The organism is Vibrio sp. PBL-C16 (assembly GCF_034321865.1).
Classification (GTDB): Bacteria; Pseudomonadota; Gammaproteobacteria; order Enterobacterales; family Vibrionaceae; genus Vibrio; species Vibrio alginolyticus.
The window spans coordinates 623,725-639,350 of the sequence record NZ_JAXLNY010000001.1 but is presented as its reverse complement, the minus strand read 5'-3'; the positions used below and the strand labels follow the sequence as shown (position 1 = coordinate 639,350).

The following is a 15,626-nucleotide window of genomic DNA, read 5'->3' as shown; positions in this document are numbered from 1 at the left end:
GTATGTTCCGTTAGCGAGATTCTTCGAACAGCTCTCGGCCTATTAACATGCGGCGAATCTCAGAGGTACCCGCGCCGATTTCATAAAGCTTTGCATCACGTAGCAAACGACCAGCAGGGTATTCATTGATGTAGCCATTCCCACCGAGCAACTGGATTGCATCGAGTGCCATTTGTGTGGCGAGCTCTGCACTGTACAAAATCGCGCCAGCGGCATCTTTGCGTGTTGCGTTACCTCGATCACAAGCCGCTGCGACGGTATATACATACGCTTTTGCTGCACTCATTCGAGAGTACATATCGGCGATCTTGCCCTGAACTAACTGAAACTCGCCAATGGATTTTCCAAACTGCTCTCGTTCATGTACGTACGGGACCACAATGTCCATGCAAGCTTGCATTATCCCGAGTGGTCCGGCAGCGAGGACGACGCGCTCGTAATCCAGCCCACTCATTAACACCTCGACGCCTTTATTCAACTCGCCAAGAATATTCTCTTTTGGCACTACGCAATGGTTAAATACAAGTTCGCAAGTATTCGAGCCTCTCATGCCTAGCTTGTCCAGCTTTTGAGCATGAGTGAAACCTGTGAAGTTACGTTCAATAATGAATGCGGTAATACCACGTGAACCTGCGCTGACATCCGTTTTAGCGTAAAGCACCACTACGTCAGCATCGGGCCCGTTTGTTATCCACATTTTGTTGCCATTCAGTACAAAATGGTCGCCCTTGTTCTCCGCTTTCAGTTGCATGCTTATCACGTCTGAACCGGCATTGGGCTCACTCATCGCTAGGGCGCCAACGTGCTTACCATCAATGAGTTTTGGAAGGTATTTTTCGCGTTGAGAAGGCGTGCCGTTACGAAAGATTTGGTTGACGCACAGGTTAGAATGAGCGCCGTAGCTTAAAGCGACAGACGCAGAGGCACGGCTGATTTCTTCCATGGCAACAACATGAGCGAGGTATCCCATGCCTGCACCACCAAGCTCTTCATCGACGGTCACACCAAGCAACCCCATTTCTCCGAACAAAGGCCATAAATGATTCGGGAACTGGTTATCGCGGTCTATCTCAGCGGCGATGGGCGCAATATGTTCCGTAGCAAAGGCATTAACGTGTTCTCGGAGCATATCGATGGTATCACCAAGTCCGAAATTGAGTGGGGTATAGGTGCTTTTCATAACGTCTCCCGGTATCAGAGGTAGGGTGGAAAAGCCTGTAGCGGTCTTGCTAATTGAGTATAGCGTTTATGTCTGCTTGCTTTTGAGTGTTTGAATACAACGCTCCTTAGCGGCATTCAACTCTGCCATAACGACGCTGATGTCGTTGAGTTGTTGTTGTAGGACAGCTTGTTTCTCTTCAATGATATTGAGCATTTTCAATAACTGTCCTTCGGTTTGTTGCATGTCGTAGAGCTCGAAAAGTTCACGAATTTCTGCTAACGAAAAACCGAGTCGTTTCCCTCTTAAAATCAGTTTGAGGCGAATTCTATCCCTGCGTTGATAAACGCGCATATTGCCTTTTCGCTCTGGTTCAATCAGACCCACGTCTTCATAAAACCGGATACTGCGAGTAGTAATATCAAACTCCTTGGCGAGGTCACTGATCTTGTATTTTTCCATAACATACTTACCTCGAATAAAAATCCAGTTTCTGGAAATCGAACCTTAAATGGGAAGGCCGAACATCAACTTTGAAATATAAACGTCTGCTTGGTGTGTTTTTTCATCTCATTGTAAAGGCTAGTGCTATGCTTACGTAAACGTCAAGAAATCGCGGAATGAAAGTTTGTTAGTGAAAAAGGCGATAAAGGCTGGTGTGGCGCTTGGTGAGTAATTCTATGTAGGGTGTCATCAGTCTGCCAAGTGTTCACATATACCTTAAGGGAATGCGAATCATGGGAAAAGACATCTGGATTGTCAGCGCGAAAAGAACGCCAATTGGGCGCTTTCAAGGCAAGTTGCAAACTTACTCTGCTCCTCAATTAGGCGCACTGGCGATCAAGGCGGCAATGCACGAAGTGAATGTGACTTCGGTGGATGAAGTGTTCATGGGATGTGTGCTTCCAGCAGGGTGTGGACAAGCTCCTGCTAGGCAAGCATCTATGGGGGCAGATCTTCCTTTGGGCGTAGGGTGCACCACCATTAACAAAGTGTGTGGCTCTGGCATGAAGAGCGTCATGTTAGCGCACGATCTCATTAAAGCTGGAACGATTCGCTCTGCCATTGCTGGTGGTATGGAAAGTATGACCAATGCGCCGTATTTGCTGAGGGAGGCGAGAAAGGGAATGCGCATGGGGCACCAGTCTACGTATGACCACATGTTTCTCGATGGGCTACAAGATGCTTACGAAGGGCACTTAATGGGTGTTTATGCTCAGCAAGTCGCTGACAGGCTTAAGTTCACCAGAGAGCAAATGGATGAATGGGCCGTGATGTCGGCAAAACGTGCGTTGGAAGCTCAAGAGCGAGGCTTGTTTGCCGATGAACTTTCGCCGGTTTCACTCAATACCAAGTCAGAACAAGCGGTGCTGGACTACGATGAGCACCCTCGCTCGATTGACCTTGGTAAAATTCCTCAACTCAAACCTGCATTCGATGAAAAAGGTACGGTGACCGCTGCTAATTCGAGTGCCATTTCAGATGGCGCGGCGGCTCTGGTGCTTATGGATGAAGACACTGCGCGTCATCAGGGGCTTAAACCACTTGCGATCATCAAGGCGCACTCTACACATGCCAGAAAACCTGCAGAATTTACTTTGGCCCCCGTCTACGCAATTGAGCAACTGCTGTTCCAGCTAGATTGGTCCATTTATGAAGTGGACCTGTGGGAAATCAATGAAGCCTTTGCCGTCGTGACACAAATAGCGGTGGCGGAACTTGGGCTTGATACGAGCAAAGTAAATATTAAAGGTGGAGCCTGTGCACTTGGGCATCCGATAGGGGCTAGTGGCGCACGAATTCTGGTGACATTGATTCACAGTTTGCGTCAGTTACAAGCGCTAGGCACCAATGGTGATCTCGAAGCCAAAAAAGTGATGCGGGGTGTTGCGTCACTTTGTATCGGTGGTGGAGAAGCCACGGCGATAGGCATTGAAATACCGCTTTAATTGAAATCAGAAAGGAGTAAATGATGACTCGTTTGGTTCCCTTGTTTATTGGTGGCGAGTTTCGTGAATCTCAAACATCGGATTGGGTTGAGGTAACCAATCCTGCCACTAATGATGTCATTGCGTACGTTCCATGTTCCACAGAGCACGAGATGGAAGCCGCCATTGATAATGCGAAAGAGACATTCCAATCCTGGAAGGAAGTGGCAGTATCCGAGCGTGCCAGAGTCATGCTTCGTTATCAGCACTTGCTCAAAGAGCATCATGATGAGCTTGCCACACTGCTTTCTCATGAAACGGGTAAGATTTTAGCGGATGCTAAAGGCGATGTGTGGCGAGGCATAGAGGTTGTTGAGCAGGCTGCAAATATTGCCAGCAACATGATGGGCGAAACCGTCGAAAACGTTGCCACGGATATTGATAGTTACTCAATGATTCAGCCCCTAGGTGTGTGTTGCGGCATTACGCCATTTAACTTTCCTGCCATGATTCCGTTGTGGATGTTCCCAATCGCTATCGCTGTGGGCAATACATTTGTGCTTAAACCCTCCGAACAAGTGCCGTTGACCTCTATTCGTTTAGCTGAACTATTTGAGCAAGCTGGCGCGCCGGAAGGAGTGTTGCAGATCGTTCATGGCCGCAAAGAGCAAGTCGACTTTCTTCTGGCTCATCCTGATATTCGAGCGGTGTCATTTGTTGGCTCGGTTCCCGTTGCCCGTTATATCTACACCACAGGGACTAAACATTTTAAACGGGTTCAAGCTTTTGCTGGTGCAAAGAATCACATGGTGATCATGCCTGATGCAAACAAAGATCAAGTGGTGAATAACCTAATCGGAGCCTCCGTAGGGGCTGCGGGGCAGCGTTGTATGGCAATTTCTGTTGCGGTATTTGTCGGTGATTCAAAACAATGGATTACAGACCTCAAACAGGCAATGGCGAAAGTACACCCAGGGCCTTGGGACGATGAGCAAGCTGCTTATGGCCCACTGATCAGTGAGCAAGCTAAACAACGCGTATTGGACCTAATTGAAGATGGCAAACAACAAGGCGCAGTGTGTGAACTCGATGGCAGTCAGTGTGAAGTGGAAGGCTTTCCCGATGGAAACTGGATTGGCCCAACCTTGTTTAGCGGTGTAACAGCGAACATGTCGATTTACACGCAAGAGATATTTGGCCCTGTTTTAGTTTGTATGGAAGTCGAAACGTTGCAAGAGGCCATTGAGTTGGTGAATCGCAACCCATACGGGAACGGCACTTCCATTTTTACGGCTAATGGCGCTGCTGCGAGAAAATATCAGCATGACATTCAAGTCGGTCAGGTTGGGATCAATGTGCCTATTCCAGTTCCTTTACCATTTTTCTCCTTTACTGGTTGGAGAGGCAGTTTCTATGGTGATTTACATGCGTATGGTAAACAAGCGGTACGTTTTTATACCGAGACTAAAACGGTGACGGCACGTTGGTTTGATGACGATATTCCGACGGGGCCCAATCTGACCATCCAACTGCGCTGAGTGAATAAAAGGAGCTTTTATGGACTTTGAACTTAATGAAGATCAACGTGCATTTGCCGATACCGCTCAGCAATTTGCCGATGAGTGTTTAGCACCGATGGCGGCGGAGTGGGATGAAAAGCAGATCTTCCCCAAAGACGTATTGAGAGAGGCGGGGAACTGGGGTTTCTCAGTCTCTACACTCCAGAAGCGCAAGGTGGCCTAGGGCTGAGTCGCTTGGATGCTTCAATTATCTTTGAACAACTGGCCATGGGATGTACGTCCACTACGGCGTTTATGACGATTCACAACATGGTCAGTTGGATGATCGCGAGTTTCTCGAACGAAGAAGTGAGAGCCAAATATTGCTCTAAGCTGGTCTCTGGCGAGTGGTTGGGTTCATATTGCTTAACCGAGCCTAATGCGGGATTGGATGCCGCTTCGTTGGCCACAACCGCGAGCAAAAAAGGTGATACTTACGTGCTGAATGGCGGCAAAACCTTTATCTCTGGCGCAGGAGAGACAGATGTTTTGGTCGTGATGGCGCGAACCGGAGATGCGGGTGCCAAAGGTGTGTCCGCATTTGTTGTTCCTGCTCACGCTGATGGTATCAGCTATGGGCGCAAAGAACCCAAAATGGGTTGGAACAGCCAACCAACACGAGCGGTTACTTTTGAAAATGTCGTTATTCCAGCTAGCCATTTACTGGGCGAAGAAGGGCAAGGTTTTGTCTTTGCGATGAAAGGGCTTGATGGAGGGCGTATAAATATTGCGACCTGTTCCGTCGGTACGGCTCAACAGGCCCTTGAACGGGCGGCACGGTACATTCAAGAACGTAAGCAGTTCGGCAAGTCGCTTGCGCAGTTTCAAGCCTTACAATTCAAATTGGCAGACATGGCAACAGAGCTAGTGGCTGCGCGGCAGTTAGTGCGCTATGCCGCCAGTAAACTCGACCGAAATGACCCGGATGCCACGGCTTATTGCGCGATGGCAAAACGGTTCGCAACTGATGTGGGCTTTCAGGTTTGCGACCAAGCGCTGCAGCTTTATGGCGGCTATGGTTACATCAAAGAGTATCCAATGGAGCGTCATTTCAGAGATGTGCGTGTGCATCAAATTCTGGAGGGAACGAACGAAATCATGCGCTTGATCATCGCGCGCCGTTTGCTCTCTGAGGAATCGGCCTTGCTGTAGCGAAGTATTGGATTTGCTCATTGAGAAAGGATTCAGATATGCCATTAACCCAAACTGCCATTCAACATACGATCGCTAATCACGTTGCGCTGGTGACGATGAACAACCCGCCAGCCAATACGTGGACAGCAGAGAGCCTCAAGGCACTGAAGTCGCTGATACTCACACTTAACGATGATAAGCAGGTCTATTCATTGGTTTTAACTGGCAGTGGAGACAAGTTTTTCTCTGCTGGTGCGGATCTCAAGCTATTTTCTGACGGTGACAAAGCGGTTGCATTAGACATGGCGCGATGCTTTGGTGAAGCGTTTGAAACGCTCTCTGAATTCCGTGGTGTTTCCATTGCCGCCATTAATGGTTACGCCATGGGCGGAGGGTTAGAAGTGGCATTAGCTTGTGACATTCGAGTAGTTGAAGAGCAAGCGGTACTTGCTTTACCAGAAGCCAAAGTCGGACTTTTGCCCTGCGCTGGCGGTACCCAAAACCTCACAGCGTTAGTAGGGGAAGGCTGGGCAAAGCGTATCATTTTATGTGGAGAGCAAGTCAGCGCTGACAAAGCAAAAGAACTAGGCCTAGTTGAGGAGTTGGTTCCCAAAGGTGAAGCTTTAAGTAAAGCGCTGGAACTTGCTGAATCTGTTGCGAACCAGTCACCATCTTCTGTCGCCGCATGTAAGGCGCTCATTCAAAATATGCGCTCTGCGCCACTTAAGCACGGCTTAATGAAAGAGCGAGAGTTGTTTCTGAATCTTTTTGATACGGAAGATCAAGTTGAGGGTGTTCGCGCCTTTTTAGAAAAACGCCCACCGCAATGGAAAAACCGATAGGAGGCCACATGGCAGGGATGGTAACCATTAGTGAAATAGAGTGCTTAGATGGCGTGCACCGCATTGGTATCGCAACGTTAGACAACACCGCTTCATTGAATGCATTGACGTATGACATGTTAGTCCAACTTAACGATCAGCTTATCAAGTGGCAAGACGATCCGCATGTGACTTGTGTGGTACTTACTGGCGCTGGAGAAAAAGCATTCTGTGCTGGTGGCGATGTTCGAGCTATGTATCACGTCATGCATAACGAGAGTAAAGAAAAAATCGTAGAGTTCTGTACGAACTATTTCTCGTTGGAGTATGAGTGTGACTATCTCATCCACACTTACAACAAACCCATTATCGGTTGGGGAGAAGGCATTGTCATGGGCGGTGGGATGGGGCTTTTTATGGGAACCAGCCATAACGTTGTGACAACAACATCACGCCTTGCTATGCCAGAAATCAATATCGGACTGTATCCTGATGTGGGAGGTACGTGGTTTTTAAGCCAGATAGATCCGCAAGTGGGCTTATTCCTCGGATTGACAGGTTCAATGGTAAATTCAAGTGACGCTGTCACTATTGGTTTGGCCGATTGGTTACTGTTGGAAGAGCAGTATCCCACCTTACTGGATGAGCTAAAGCGGCTCCAGTGGGGCAAAGAAGATGCGAAAGAGTTGGTAACTGCGCTACTAAAATTAATGGAAGAACAGGTTATTGATAGCAAACCAACCACGCAAATTTGTCCATACTTAGATCAGATAGAGGAAGCGTGCAAAGGCTTTGATCTTAATGCGATAGCACAGCGAATCATGACTATCGAAGGGAATAGCCAGTGGATAGAAAACGCGAAACAAACGTTCGCATCGGGCAGTCCGATCACCGCGCATATTTGCTTTAGACAAGTGAAAGAGTACCACAGCTTACCGCTTGCAGATTGCTTCCGTTTAGAGTTGAGTTTGTCGGTTCGCAGTGCCTCATTAGGTGAGTTTAAAGAGGGCGTCCGTTCTCGGCTCATTGACCGGGATGGCGAGCCGAGCTGGATATTTAACAGTGTCAGTGAAGTCGATGAAGATGTTATCGATACTTTGTTTACCTCGCTTTGGTCAGATAACGAGCATCCGCTTGCTAATTTGGGTGAACAAACACTAGGTCAATAAGGAGAATGATCATGAGTACCATCGCATTTATCGGTTTAGGAAGAATGGGGCATCCTATGGCGCAAAACTTACTCGCGTCTGGATTTAACGTGCAAGTATTCGATGTCGATAGCGAAGCCGCAAAGCAACTAGTACCTTTTGGTGCCGTGGTGGCGAGCTCTATCGAAGAGGTAGTAGATGGTGCTAGCACAGTCATCACGATGCTACCAGCAGGGTCTCACGTTCGTTCCGTGTATCTTGGTGACTTACATGGTGGCGTAGGTGTCCTCAATCTTGTCTCGCCAAGTACCTTGATGATTGATTGTTCAACCATTGATCCGGACTCTGCGCGATTAGTCGCCAATGAAGCGGCAAATAAACGTGTGTTGTTTGTCGACGCGCCCGTTTCGGGAGGCGTTGCTGGCGCTAAAGCGGCGACATTAACCTTTATTGTTGGTGGTTCGGATCAAGCGTTTTCTAAAGCCAATGCGATTTTGCAGTATATGGGAAAAAATGTTTTCCATGCTGGCAAAGCAGGCGATGGTCAAATGGCGAAAATCTGTAACAACCTTATGCTCGGCATTTTAATGTCTGGTACGTGCGAGGCATTAAACCTAGGTATCGATCATGGACTCGATCCAAAAGTGCTATCAAACATCATGCTGCAAAGCTCTGGCCGAAATTGGGCATTGGAGCTTTACAATCCTTGCCCAGGCGTGATGGACAGTGCGCCAGCTAGTCACGATTACCAACCGGGCTTTATGAGCAAACTCATGCTAAAAGATCTCGGCTTGGGGTTAGATGCGGCGTTACAAACACATTCTTCGGTTCCGATGGGGTCGTTAGCGCGCAACTTATATTCTTTCCACAACGCGAGCGGCCACGGCGAGCTCGATTTCTCAAGCTTATTTGAGTTATACAAGAGTAAGAAAGGCTAGACCGAGTTTTGTGACAAACCAGCCTGAGATGGTGACCTAAAACGCGCATCATTTCGGCCAACTTAGACTAGTTGAGATAGAGAACATTACGAGTTATGGAGTGCACCAATATGGACATAAAAAGTAGTGTTATTGCCATTACAGGAGCAGGGCAGGGGCTTGGGCAAATGATGGCCATTACCCTTGCTCAAGCTGGCGCTGATTTAGCGTTGTTGGATGTAAACGCCAGTGGCTTAATGGAAACACAAGAGCAGTGTCGAATGCTGAGTGCGAAAGCGTTGACATATCAAGTGGATGTCACCAACGAAATCGACGTTGAAACCACGTTTGAAGCGATTATCCAAGATTTTGGTCAACTCAATGGGTTAGTCAATAACGCTGGCGTGTTAAGAGATGGGTTACTTGTAAAAGCAAAAGATGGCGTGATCAGTAAGATGTCTTTGGATCAATTCAACTTGGTCATGAACGTTAACGTGACAGGAACGTTTTTGTGTGGGCGTGAAGCTGCCGTCAAGATGATTGAGAGTGGCTCCCAAGGCGTTATCATCAATATTTCTAGTGTTGCGAGAGCTGGGAATATCGGACAAACCAATTATTCTGCGTCAAAAGCGGCGGTCGCGACCATGGCGACAACATGGGCTCGTGAGCTCGCAAGATACGGTATTCGCGCGGCGGCGGTTGCACCAAGTGTAGTTCATACCGCGATGGCAGAGCAAATGAAACCCGAAGCCATAGAGCGATTAGAAAAGATGATCCCAGTTGGCAGGATGGGCGAAACAAGCGAAATCGCGCATGCAGTAAAATACATTATTGAGAGTGATTACTTTACTGGCAGGGTTTTAGAAGTGGATGGCGGCATTCGTATGTAAGTGATCACTGAAATAAGGCTCTGATAGACCTGAATAATAAGTCTCTTTCCATTTCAACATTTTCTATGTTGTGGAGTGCTAATTCTGCGCAACCCAAATGTATTTACAACTTATGTTTGGATTTACCTTGAGAATGATTTCTCACAATCCAATAAAGAGATGTAAATACCACTCAAATATTAAGTGAAATCATTAATTTGATGCTGATCACACTTTTGGTTTTTTAGTTTCCGCTTCTCATTAAGGCTATCTGCGTAAATGAAGTTGATAGTCAGTCTCATCAATTTTAAGTTTCAACTATTTGTTTTTAAATAATTAATTGTTGAAGCACGAGAAATTCGTGTTGAGGTTAATATTCGATTTAAAGTGTGTAACTTCCATTAATGGAAGGTTAGTTTCCAGTTGTGGCTAATGAGCTTTAACTTTTTACTCCTCATAATGCGCCAAATGTAACATAGTGTTTCAAAGTGTAACAATAAACTCACACTAAGAGTGTGGTTTTGATCTCCACTCAATTCCGTTTTGTTTCGCTCTGAGCCCGACGTTACTCATGCTCAACACATAAACATTCTAATGACTATAACAACTGGTTCTTGGCTTGATACCAATCGTATCGTAGCAAATAACGGTTCATTCTAGCTGGTTAAATGCTTGATGACGAAGTTGAAAAATTGTAAGTAGAATAACTACTTATCGAAGTTTCTTCTTGTTCTCATACATTACCTCTGCGCTATTTGTGAGCTCTTATTTACTTTGATTGGCATCTGCTTTGAAACCAGACAACCATCGAGAAAGTTAATGGAAGCCTCAAGATATAAACGCATCTTGTCGAGGGGAAGTTTGGCGTCCGTCATACTTATGCTCTCAGGATGTAATTCAGCTTTACTTGACCCCAAAGGTGCCATTGGTGTGCAAGAAAAAGAGTTAATTATTACTGCTCTTTTGCTGATGTTGATCGTTGTAATCCCTGTGATTTTAATGACGATTTACTTCGCTTACCGATACCGCGCCTCTAACACTGAAGAAGAGTACGCACCCGAGTGGTCACACTCGACCAAAATCGAAGTGGTGGTATGGACAATTCCAATCATCATCATTGCGATTCTTGCGACGATCACATGGCGTTCGACTCATGAACTAGAGCCATCCAAACCTTTGGAAAGTGATGTTAAACCAATGACCATCGAAGTGGTGTCACTCGATTGGAAATGGTTGTTCATCTACCCAGAAGAAAACATTGCGACGGTGAACTATGTGGCGTTCCCGAAAGACGTGCCAGTGCAGTTCAAACTGACTTCGGACAACATCATGAACGCGTTTTTCATCCCTCGCTTAGGTACACAGATCTACGCGATGCCAGGAATGGTAACCAAGCTCAACCTGATAGCGAACCACGAAGGTGACTACAAGGGTTTTGCATCGAACTACAGCGGCGAAGGCTTTTCGCAAATGAAGTTCACAGCTTCAGCAATGTCTGATCGTGCTGCGTTCCTAAATTGGGTGCAGAAAGTGAAGGCGAGCCCTGATCGTATTGAAGATTGGGAGCAATACAGCTCACTGGCAGCGCCAAGTATCGCAGAGCCAGTCACTTTGTTCTCTAGCGTTCCTCCGTTCTTGTTCACCGACGTTGTGACTCAGCATCCTGGTTCAATGAACTGTTTGCCTGAAAACCAAGGATAATCGTAATGTTTGGAAGATTAACTCTTGATTCAGTTCCATTCCACGAACCTATTATCGTCATCACCCTAGCGGTTGTGGCGCTGGTTGGTTTAGCCGTAGTTTACGCGGTGACCAAAGCCGGAAAGTGGCAATATTTGTGGAATGAATGGTTTACTTCAGTAGACCATAAAAAACTTGGCTTCATGTACATCGCAGTAGCGATGGTGATGCTTGTTCGTGGTTTTGCTGACGCAGTCATGATGCGTAGTCAGCAACTCCTTTCTTCTGCGGGTGAAGCAGGTTACTTGCCACCGCATCACTACGATCAAATTTTTACTGCCCACGGCGTGATCATGATCTTTTTTGTAGCGATGCCATTGGTCATTGGTCTGATGAACATCATCGTGCCATTGCAGATTGGTGCGCGTGACGTAGCTTTCCCGTATCTGAATAACTTGAGCTTCTGGCTGTTTGTTGTAGGTGTCATCCTAACAAACATGTCTCTCGGCTTAGGTGAATTTGGTCGTACCGGCTGGTTGGCGTATCCGCCGCTTTCAGGTATTGAGGCTAGCCCAGGAGTCGGGGTCGACTATTGGATTTGGGCGCTGCAGATATCAGGTGTTGGTACGACGTTAACAGGCGTGAACTTCTTCGCGACCATTTTACGTATGCGTACACCGTCTATGCCAATGATGAAGATGCCAGTTTTCACTTGGGCGTCTCTGTGTGCAAACATTTTGATCATCATTTCATTCCCAATCCTAACGGTGACTATCGCTCTGCTAACGCTGGATAGATACCTAGGCATGCACTTCTTTACCAATGATCTTGGCGGCAACGTAATGATGTACGTCAACCTTATTTGGGCTTGGGGTCACCCAGAAGTGTACATCTTGATCTTGCCAATTTTTGGTGTGTTCTCAGAAGTCACCGCAACCTTCTCACGTAAAAAGTTGTTCGGTTACACATCGCTAGTTTGGGCTACCGTAGTTATCACGATTCTTGCCTTTGTCGTTTGGCTACACCACTTCTTTACGATGGGGTCTGGCGCGAACGTAAATGCCTTCTTCGGTATTGCCACGATGATCATTTCTATCCCAACTGGGGTGAAGATCTTCAACTGGTTATTCACCATGTACAAAGGCCGCATCCGCTTTACGACGCCAATGATGTGGACGGTGGGTTTCCTGATCACCTTTACTGTTGGTGGTATGACGGGCGTACTAATGGCTGTTCCGGGCGCAGATTTCGTTCTGCATAACTCAGTATTCCTTATCGCTCACTTCCACAACGTTATCATCGGTGGTGTCGTGTTTGGATGTTTCGCTGCGATCACTTACTGGTTCCCGAAAGCGACCGGTTTCACCATGAATGAAACTTGGGGCAAACGTGCGTTCTATCTTTGGATTATTGGTTTCTTAATGGCGTTCCTGCCGCTTTACGCGCTGGGCTTTATGGGGATGACTCGTCGTTTAAGCCAAGACATCAACCCAGAATACTTCCCACTGTTGTCGATTGCCGCAGCCGGTACGGTTGTGATTGCGCTGGGCGTATTGTCTCAGTTCATCCAAATTTACGTGAGTATCCGTGACCGCGAGCAAAACCGTGATTTAACTGGTGACCCGTGGGGTGGTCGTACTCTTGAGTGGGCAACATCGTCTCCACCGCCGTTCTACAACTTTGCGCACCTACCAAAAGGTGATGTGCTAGATGCCTTCTGGTACCAGAAACAAAGTGGCGAGTTCGATCCAACTAAAGAAGTGGAATACGAACGTATTCATATGCCAAAAAACACGGCAACAGGCATCTACGTGTCGGCTTGGTCGCTCCTATTTGGCTTCGGCATGATTTGGTACATCTGGTGGCTAGCGGCGGCAAGTTTGGTCGGTATTATCGTGACGTGTATTCAGCATAGCTATAACGATGATGTGGATTACTACGTGGAAGTTGAAGAGATCAAAGCAATTGAGGCCGAACGTCGAGCTCAGCTTGAAGAAGCGAAGAAAAACTCAGTGAAAGACAGCGAAAGTAAAGATGATCTGGAGGTGACGTATGCAAACTAATATCGCAGCACATCACGACCATGATCACCACCATGACACGAATGGCAACAAGCTATTTGGCTTCTGGGTTTACCTGATGAGTGACTGTGTATTGTTTGCGACCTTGTTCGCGACGTACGCTGTGCTGTCGAGCAATTCAATTGCAGGCCCAACAGGTAAAGACATTTTCGAACTCCCATTCGTGTTTGTCGAAACCATGCTGCTGCTGTTTAGCAGTATCACATTTGGTTTTGGCATTATCGCGATGAAGCGCAACAACGTTGCTGGTCTCAAACGCTGGATGTTAGTCACGTTCGCGCTTGGTCTTGGCTTTATCTGTATGGAGGTCTATGAGTTCCATCACCTGATTGAAGAAGGCTATGGGCCACAAACAAGTGCATTCCTATCGGCATTCTTTACGTTGGTTGGTACGCACGGCCTGCACGTAACCTTTGGTCTGATTTGGTTAGCGGTAGCGTATCATCAACTGTCGACGAAAGGTCTGAACGACAATATGGCAATGCGCTTTAACTGCTTAAGCCTATTCTGGCACTTTCTAGATATCGTTTGGATTTGTGTCTTTACCATCGTTTACTTACTGGGGGTAATGTAATGGATCAACATGTAGAAACCAGTGCGTCAGATTACGTGAAAGGCTTTATTGCCTCACTGATTCTGACGGTAATTCCGTTCTACTTTGTTTGGACGAAATCATTACCAGATACAACGACCTATGCGATTCTATTTGGATGTGCATTAGTGCAGATATTTGTTCACTTTAAATACTTCTTGCACATGGAAACAAAAACATCCGACGGACGTTGGAACCTTGTATCACTGATGTTTACCGCCATTGTTGTACTTATCCTTATCGCTGGCTCGGTATGGATCATCTACAACATGAACGTCAACATGAAGTTGTAGGTCAAGGTATGCTGAAAAGTTATTTGTCTATCACTAAACCGGGCATTATTTTCGGCAACCTGATTTCTGTTGCGGCGGGGTTCTTCCTCGCCGCAAAAACAGAACCAGCCAGTCTAATGTTGTTCGTTACGACGTTAGTTGGTGTTGGGTTAGTCATCGCTTCAGGTTGTGTGGTGAATAATATTTTCGATCGTGATATCGACCAAAAGATGGCACGTACACGAAATCGTGAAACAGTGAAAGGCAACATCAATATCGATATTGCGTTTGTTTATGCACTTGCTTTATTGCTGGTAGGAACCGCACTGTTATTTATCCGAGTGAATCCACTATCCGCTGTCGTCGTGTTGCTTGGCTACGTGTATTACGTGTTCTTTTACACGATGTGGTACAAACGTAACTCGGTGTATGGAACCTTAGTGGGAAGTATCTCAGGCGCAGTTCCGCCATTGGTGGGTTACTTGGCGGTAACAAACTTCATTAGCTTGGAAGCGATTTTACTCTTTACCATGTTCTGTCTCTGGCAAATGCCGCACTCGTATGCCATTGCCATGTTCCGCATGCAAGACTACCGAGAAGCCGGGATTCCCGTATTGCCAGTTAAAGAAGGCATTCATAAAGCGCATCGACACATGAAAGCGTATGTCGTGGCTTTTGGGGCAGCATCATTGGGGTTATTTTTACTAGGTGAAGCCGGGTATGAATACTTAGCGGTTGCAGCGGTTGTTTGCTTTATGTGGACGAAAGTAACCTTTCGCAGCATTGATGACAACAACTACATCGCTTGGTCAAAGTCGGTGTTTAAAGTCTCACTGCTAGTGGTGATGGGGATCAGTGGTGTGCTTGGTGTCGAGTTGATTCCTCTAGCTCTGTAACAACCAGACCTAAGCGTTTGCTAAGCGCCAATATCTTTTGCTGCTGAATGCATGAATGGCCTTACCTAGAAGTAAGGTCATTTAGCTTTCTATTGTCCTTTATTTTCACTGTTTTTCCTGTTCCTCCTCTAGCTTCACTATCACGTATTCATATCTAAAAGCAAAAACAACCAGTTTGTAAAACATAGTGGGTCGCGCGTTTCCGCTGACGCGTAATAATGCCAAGAGATAGCGACTATTAAGCTAAAAAGTATAAACAGCGCAATAACTCTATTTACCATATGAGAATTCAATATCGATAGTTTGTAATGTAAACATTTGGGGTAGTGCTAGTTCCGATAGCAGCATACAAACTAACAATGTGAATGTTTGAGTTGAATCACCTGCTAGCGAAATACACAAGTTTTACGACTGAAAGTGGGTGACGAAGCATCTTAGCTCCAGTGAAATGAACACGATTAAGAATCATCCTTTTACATAATCTAAAAACTCACTAAACATTAACCCAGATTAAAGTTTTGTCGTCTCCGAGGCATTAAGGTGCGCCTGTAGTTTGCAGGTCTCAAGGAT

Annotated in this window: 14 protein-coding genes and 1 pseudogene; 13 read left to right on the top strand and 2 right to left on the bottom strand. The window is 46.5% G+C overall.

From position 1 onward, the window contains the following. Nucleotides 1-10 precede the first annotated feature (10 nt). Together UQW94_RS02700 and UQW94_RS02695 are read right to left on the bottom strand one after the other, a co-directional pair. Nucleotides 11-1,180 (bottom strand): isovaleryl-CoA dehydrogenase, encoded by a 1,170-nt coding sequence (locus tag UQW94_RS02700; RefSeq protein WP_322141976.1) that lies wholly within the window; start codon nucleotides 1,178-1,180, stop codon nucleotides 11-13. 66 nt (nucleotides 1,181-1,246) lie between these two features. Then, entirely contained in the window at nucleotides 1,247-1,621 is a 375-nt protein-coding gene (locus tag UQW94_RS02695; RefSeq protein WP_017821195.1) for a MerR family transcriptional regulator, read from the bottom strand. A gap of 275 nt (nucleotides 1,622-1,896) precedes the next feature. Between UQW94_RS02695 and UQW94_RS02690 the strand changes: the two genes are divergently transcribed. The 13 genes and pseudogenes from UQW94_RS02690 (at nucleotide 1,897) to cyoE (ending at nucleotide 15,056) form a co-directional block, all read left to right on the top strand. Continuing rightward, nucleotides 1,897-3,108 (top strand): acetyl-CoA C-acyltransferase, encoded by a 1,212-nt coding sequence (locus UQW94_RS02690; RefSeq protein WP_017821196.1) that lies wholly within the window; start codon nucleotides 1,897-1,899, stop codon nucleotides 3,106-3,108. A gap of 23 nt (nucleotides 3,109-3,131) precedes the next feature. Continuing rightward, nucleotides 3,132-4,625, top strand: a complete 1,494-nt coding sequence (locus tag UQW94_RS02685; RefSeq protein ID WP_322142179.1) for a CoA-acylating methylmalonate-semialdehyde dehydrogenase — start codon at nucleotides 3,132-3,134, stop codon at nucleotides 4,623-4,625. A 19-nt stretch (nucleotides 4,626-4,644) separates the two neighbouring features. Then, nucleotides 4,645-4,934 (top strand): annotated as a pseudogene (locus UQW94_RS23495) (acyl-CoA dehydrogenase family protein); the annotation flags it as partial. Further along, on the top strand, nucleotides 4,917-5,798 hold the full coding sequence (locus UQW94_RS02680) for an acyl-CoA dehydrogenase family protein (protein WP_416153100.1): 882 nt from the start codon (nucleotides 4,917-4,919) through the stop codon (nucleotides 5,796-5,798). The pseudogene UQW94_RS23495 and the gene UQW94_RS02680, both read left to right, overlap by 18 nt. Before the next feature lie 38 nt (nucleotides 5,799-5,836). After that, nucleotides 5,837-6,622, top strand: coding sequence for an enoyl-CoA hydratase (locus UQW94_RS02675; RefSeq protein ID WP_322141975.1), 786 nt, complete (start codon nucleotides 5,837-5,839; stop codon nucleotides 6,620-6,622). 8 nt (nucleotides 6,623-6,630) lie between these two features. Next, the gene (locus UQW94_RS02670) at nucleotides 6,631-7,770 is read left to right on the top strand and encodes an enoyl-CoA hydratase/isomerase family protein (protein ID WP_322141974.1); all 1,140 of its coding nucleotides are present in this window, start codon (nucleotides 6,631-6,633) and stop codon (nucleotides 7,768-7,770) included. A gap of 11 nt (nucleotides 7,771-7,781) precedes the next feature. Continuing rightward, nucleotides 7,782-8,687, top strand: coding sequence for a 3-hydroxyisobutyrate dehydrogenase (gene mmsB / locus UQW94_RS02665; RefSeq protein WP_005375775.1), 906 nt, complete (start codon nucleotides 7,782-7,784; stop codon nucleotides 8,685-8,687). A 110-nt stretch (nucleotides 8,688-8,797) separates the two neighbouring features. Continuing rightward, on the top strand, nucleotides 8,798-9,556 hold the full coding sequence (locus UQW94_RS02660; protein ID WP_322141973.1) for an SDR family oxidoreductase: 759 nt from the start codon (nucleotides 8,798-8,800) through the stop codon (nucleotides 9,554-9,556). A gap of 798 nt (nucleotides 9,557-10,354) precedes the next feature. Next, nucleotides 10,355-11,236 (top strand): ubiquinol oxidase subunit II, encoded by an 882-nt coding sequence (gene cyoA, locus UQW94_RS02655; RefSeq protein WP_005388604.1) that lies wholly within the window; start codon nucleotides 10,355-10,357, stop codon nucleotides 11,234-11,236. Nucleotides 11,237-11,241: 5 nt separating this feature from the next. After that, on the top strand, nucleotides 11,242-13,278 hold the full coding sequence (gene cyoB, locus UQW94_RS02650; RefSeq protein WP_005375781.1) for a cytochrome o ubiquinol oxidase subunit I: 2,037 nt from the start codon (nucleotides 11,242-11,244) through the stop codon (nucleotides 13,276-13,278). Beyond that, nucleotides 13,268-13,870: a cytochrome o ubiquinol oxidase subunit III gene (gene cyoC / locus UQW94_RS02645; protein ID WP_005375782.1), complete on the top strand. Its 603-nt coding sequence runs from the start codon at nucleotides 13,268-13,270 to the stop codon at nucleotides 13,868-13,870. Before cyoB ends, cyoC begins: the two co-directional genes overlap by 11 nt. Then, nucleotides 13,870-14,181 (top strand): cytochrome o ubiquinol oxidase subunit IV, encoded by a 312-nt coding sequence (cyoD, locus tag UQW94_RS02640; protein WP_012842490.1) that lies wholly within the window; start codon nucleotides 13,870-13,872, stop codon nucleotides 14,179-14,181. Before cyoC ends, cyoD begins: the two co-directional genes overlap by 1 nt. Further along, entirely contained in the window at nucleotides 14,142-15,056 is a 915-nt protein-coding gene (cyoE, locus tag UQW94_RS02635) for a heme o synthase (RefSeq protein WP_033906955.1), read from the top strand. Before cyoD ends, cyoE begins: the two co-directional genes overlap by 40 nt. Nucleotides 15,057-15,626: the final 570 nt, after the last annotated feature.

Excerpts from the sequence above, each read along its gene's own strand:
- UQW94_RS02700 (WP_322141976.1), bottom strand. The coding sequence starts at position 1,180 with ATGAAAAGCACCTATACCCCACTCAATTTCGGACTTGGTGATACCATC.
- UQW94_RS02695 (WP_017821195.1), bottom strand. The coding sequence starts at position 1,621 with ATGGAAAAATACAAGATCAGTGACCTCGCCAAGGAGTTTGATATTACT.
- UQW94_RS02690 (WP_017821196.1), top strand. The coding sequence starts at position 1,897 with ATGGGAAAAGACATCTGGATTGTCAGCGCGAAAAGAACGCCAATTGGG.
- UQW94_RS02685 (WP_322142179.1), top strand. The coding sequence starts at position 3,132 with ATGACTCGTTTGGTTCCCTTGTTTATTGGTGGCGAGTTTCGTGAATCT.
- UQW94_RS02680 (WP_416153100.1), top strand. The coding sequence starts at position 4,917 with ATGGTCAGTTGGATGATCGCGAGTTTCTCGAACGAAGAAGTGAGAGCC.
- UQW94_RS02675 (WP_322141975.1), top strand. The coding sequence starts at position 5,837 with ATGCCATTAACCCAAACTGCCATTCAACATACGATCGCTAATCACGTT.
- UQW94_RS02670 (WP_322141974.1), top strand. The coding sequence starts at position 6,631 with ATGGCAGGGATGGTAACCATTAGTGAAATAGAGTGCTTAGATGGCGTG.
- mmsB (WP_005375775.1), top strand. The coding sequence starts at position 7,782 with ATGAGTACCATCGCATTTATCGGTTTAGGAAGAATGGGGCATCCTATG.
- UQW94_RS02660 (WP_322141973.1), top strand. The coding sequence starts at position 8,798 with ATGGACATAAAAAGTAGTGTTATTGCCATTACAGGAGCAGGGCAGGGG.
- cyoA (WP_005388604.1), top strand. The coding sequence starts at position 10,355 with ATGGAAGCCTCAAGATATAAACGCATCTTGTCGAGGGGAAGTTTGGCG.
- cyoB (WP_005375781.1), top strand. The coding sequence starts at position 11,242 with ATGTTTGGAAGATTAACTCTTGATTCAGTTCCATTCCACGAACCTATT.
- cyoC (WP_005375782.1), top strand. The coding sequence starts at position 13,268 with ATGCAAACTAATATCGCAGCACATCACGACCATGATCACCACCATGAC.
- cyoD (WP_012842490.1), top strand. The coding sequence starts at position 13,870 with ATGGATCAACATGTAGAAACCAGTGCGTCAGATTACGTGAAAGGCTTT.
- cyoE (WP_033906955.1), top strand. The coding sequence starts at position 14,142 with ATGGATCATCTACAACATGAACGTCAACATGAAGTTGTAGGTCAAGGT.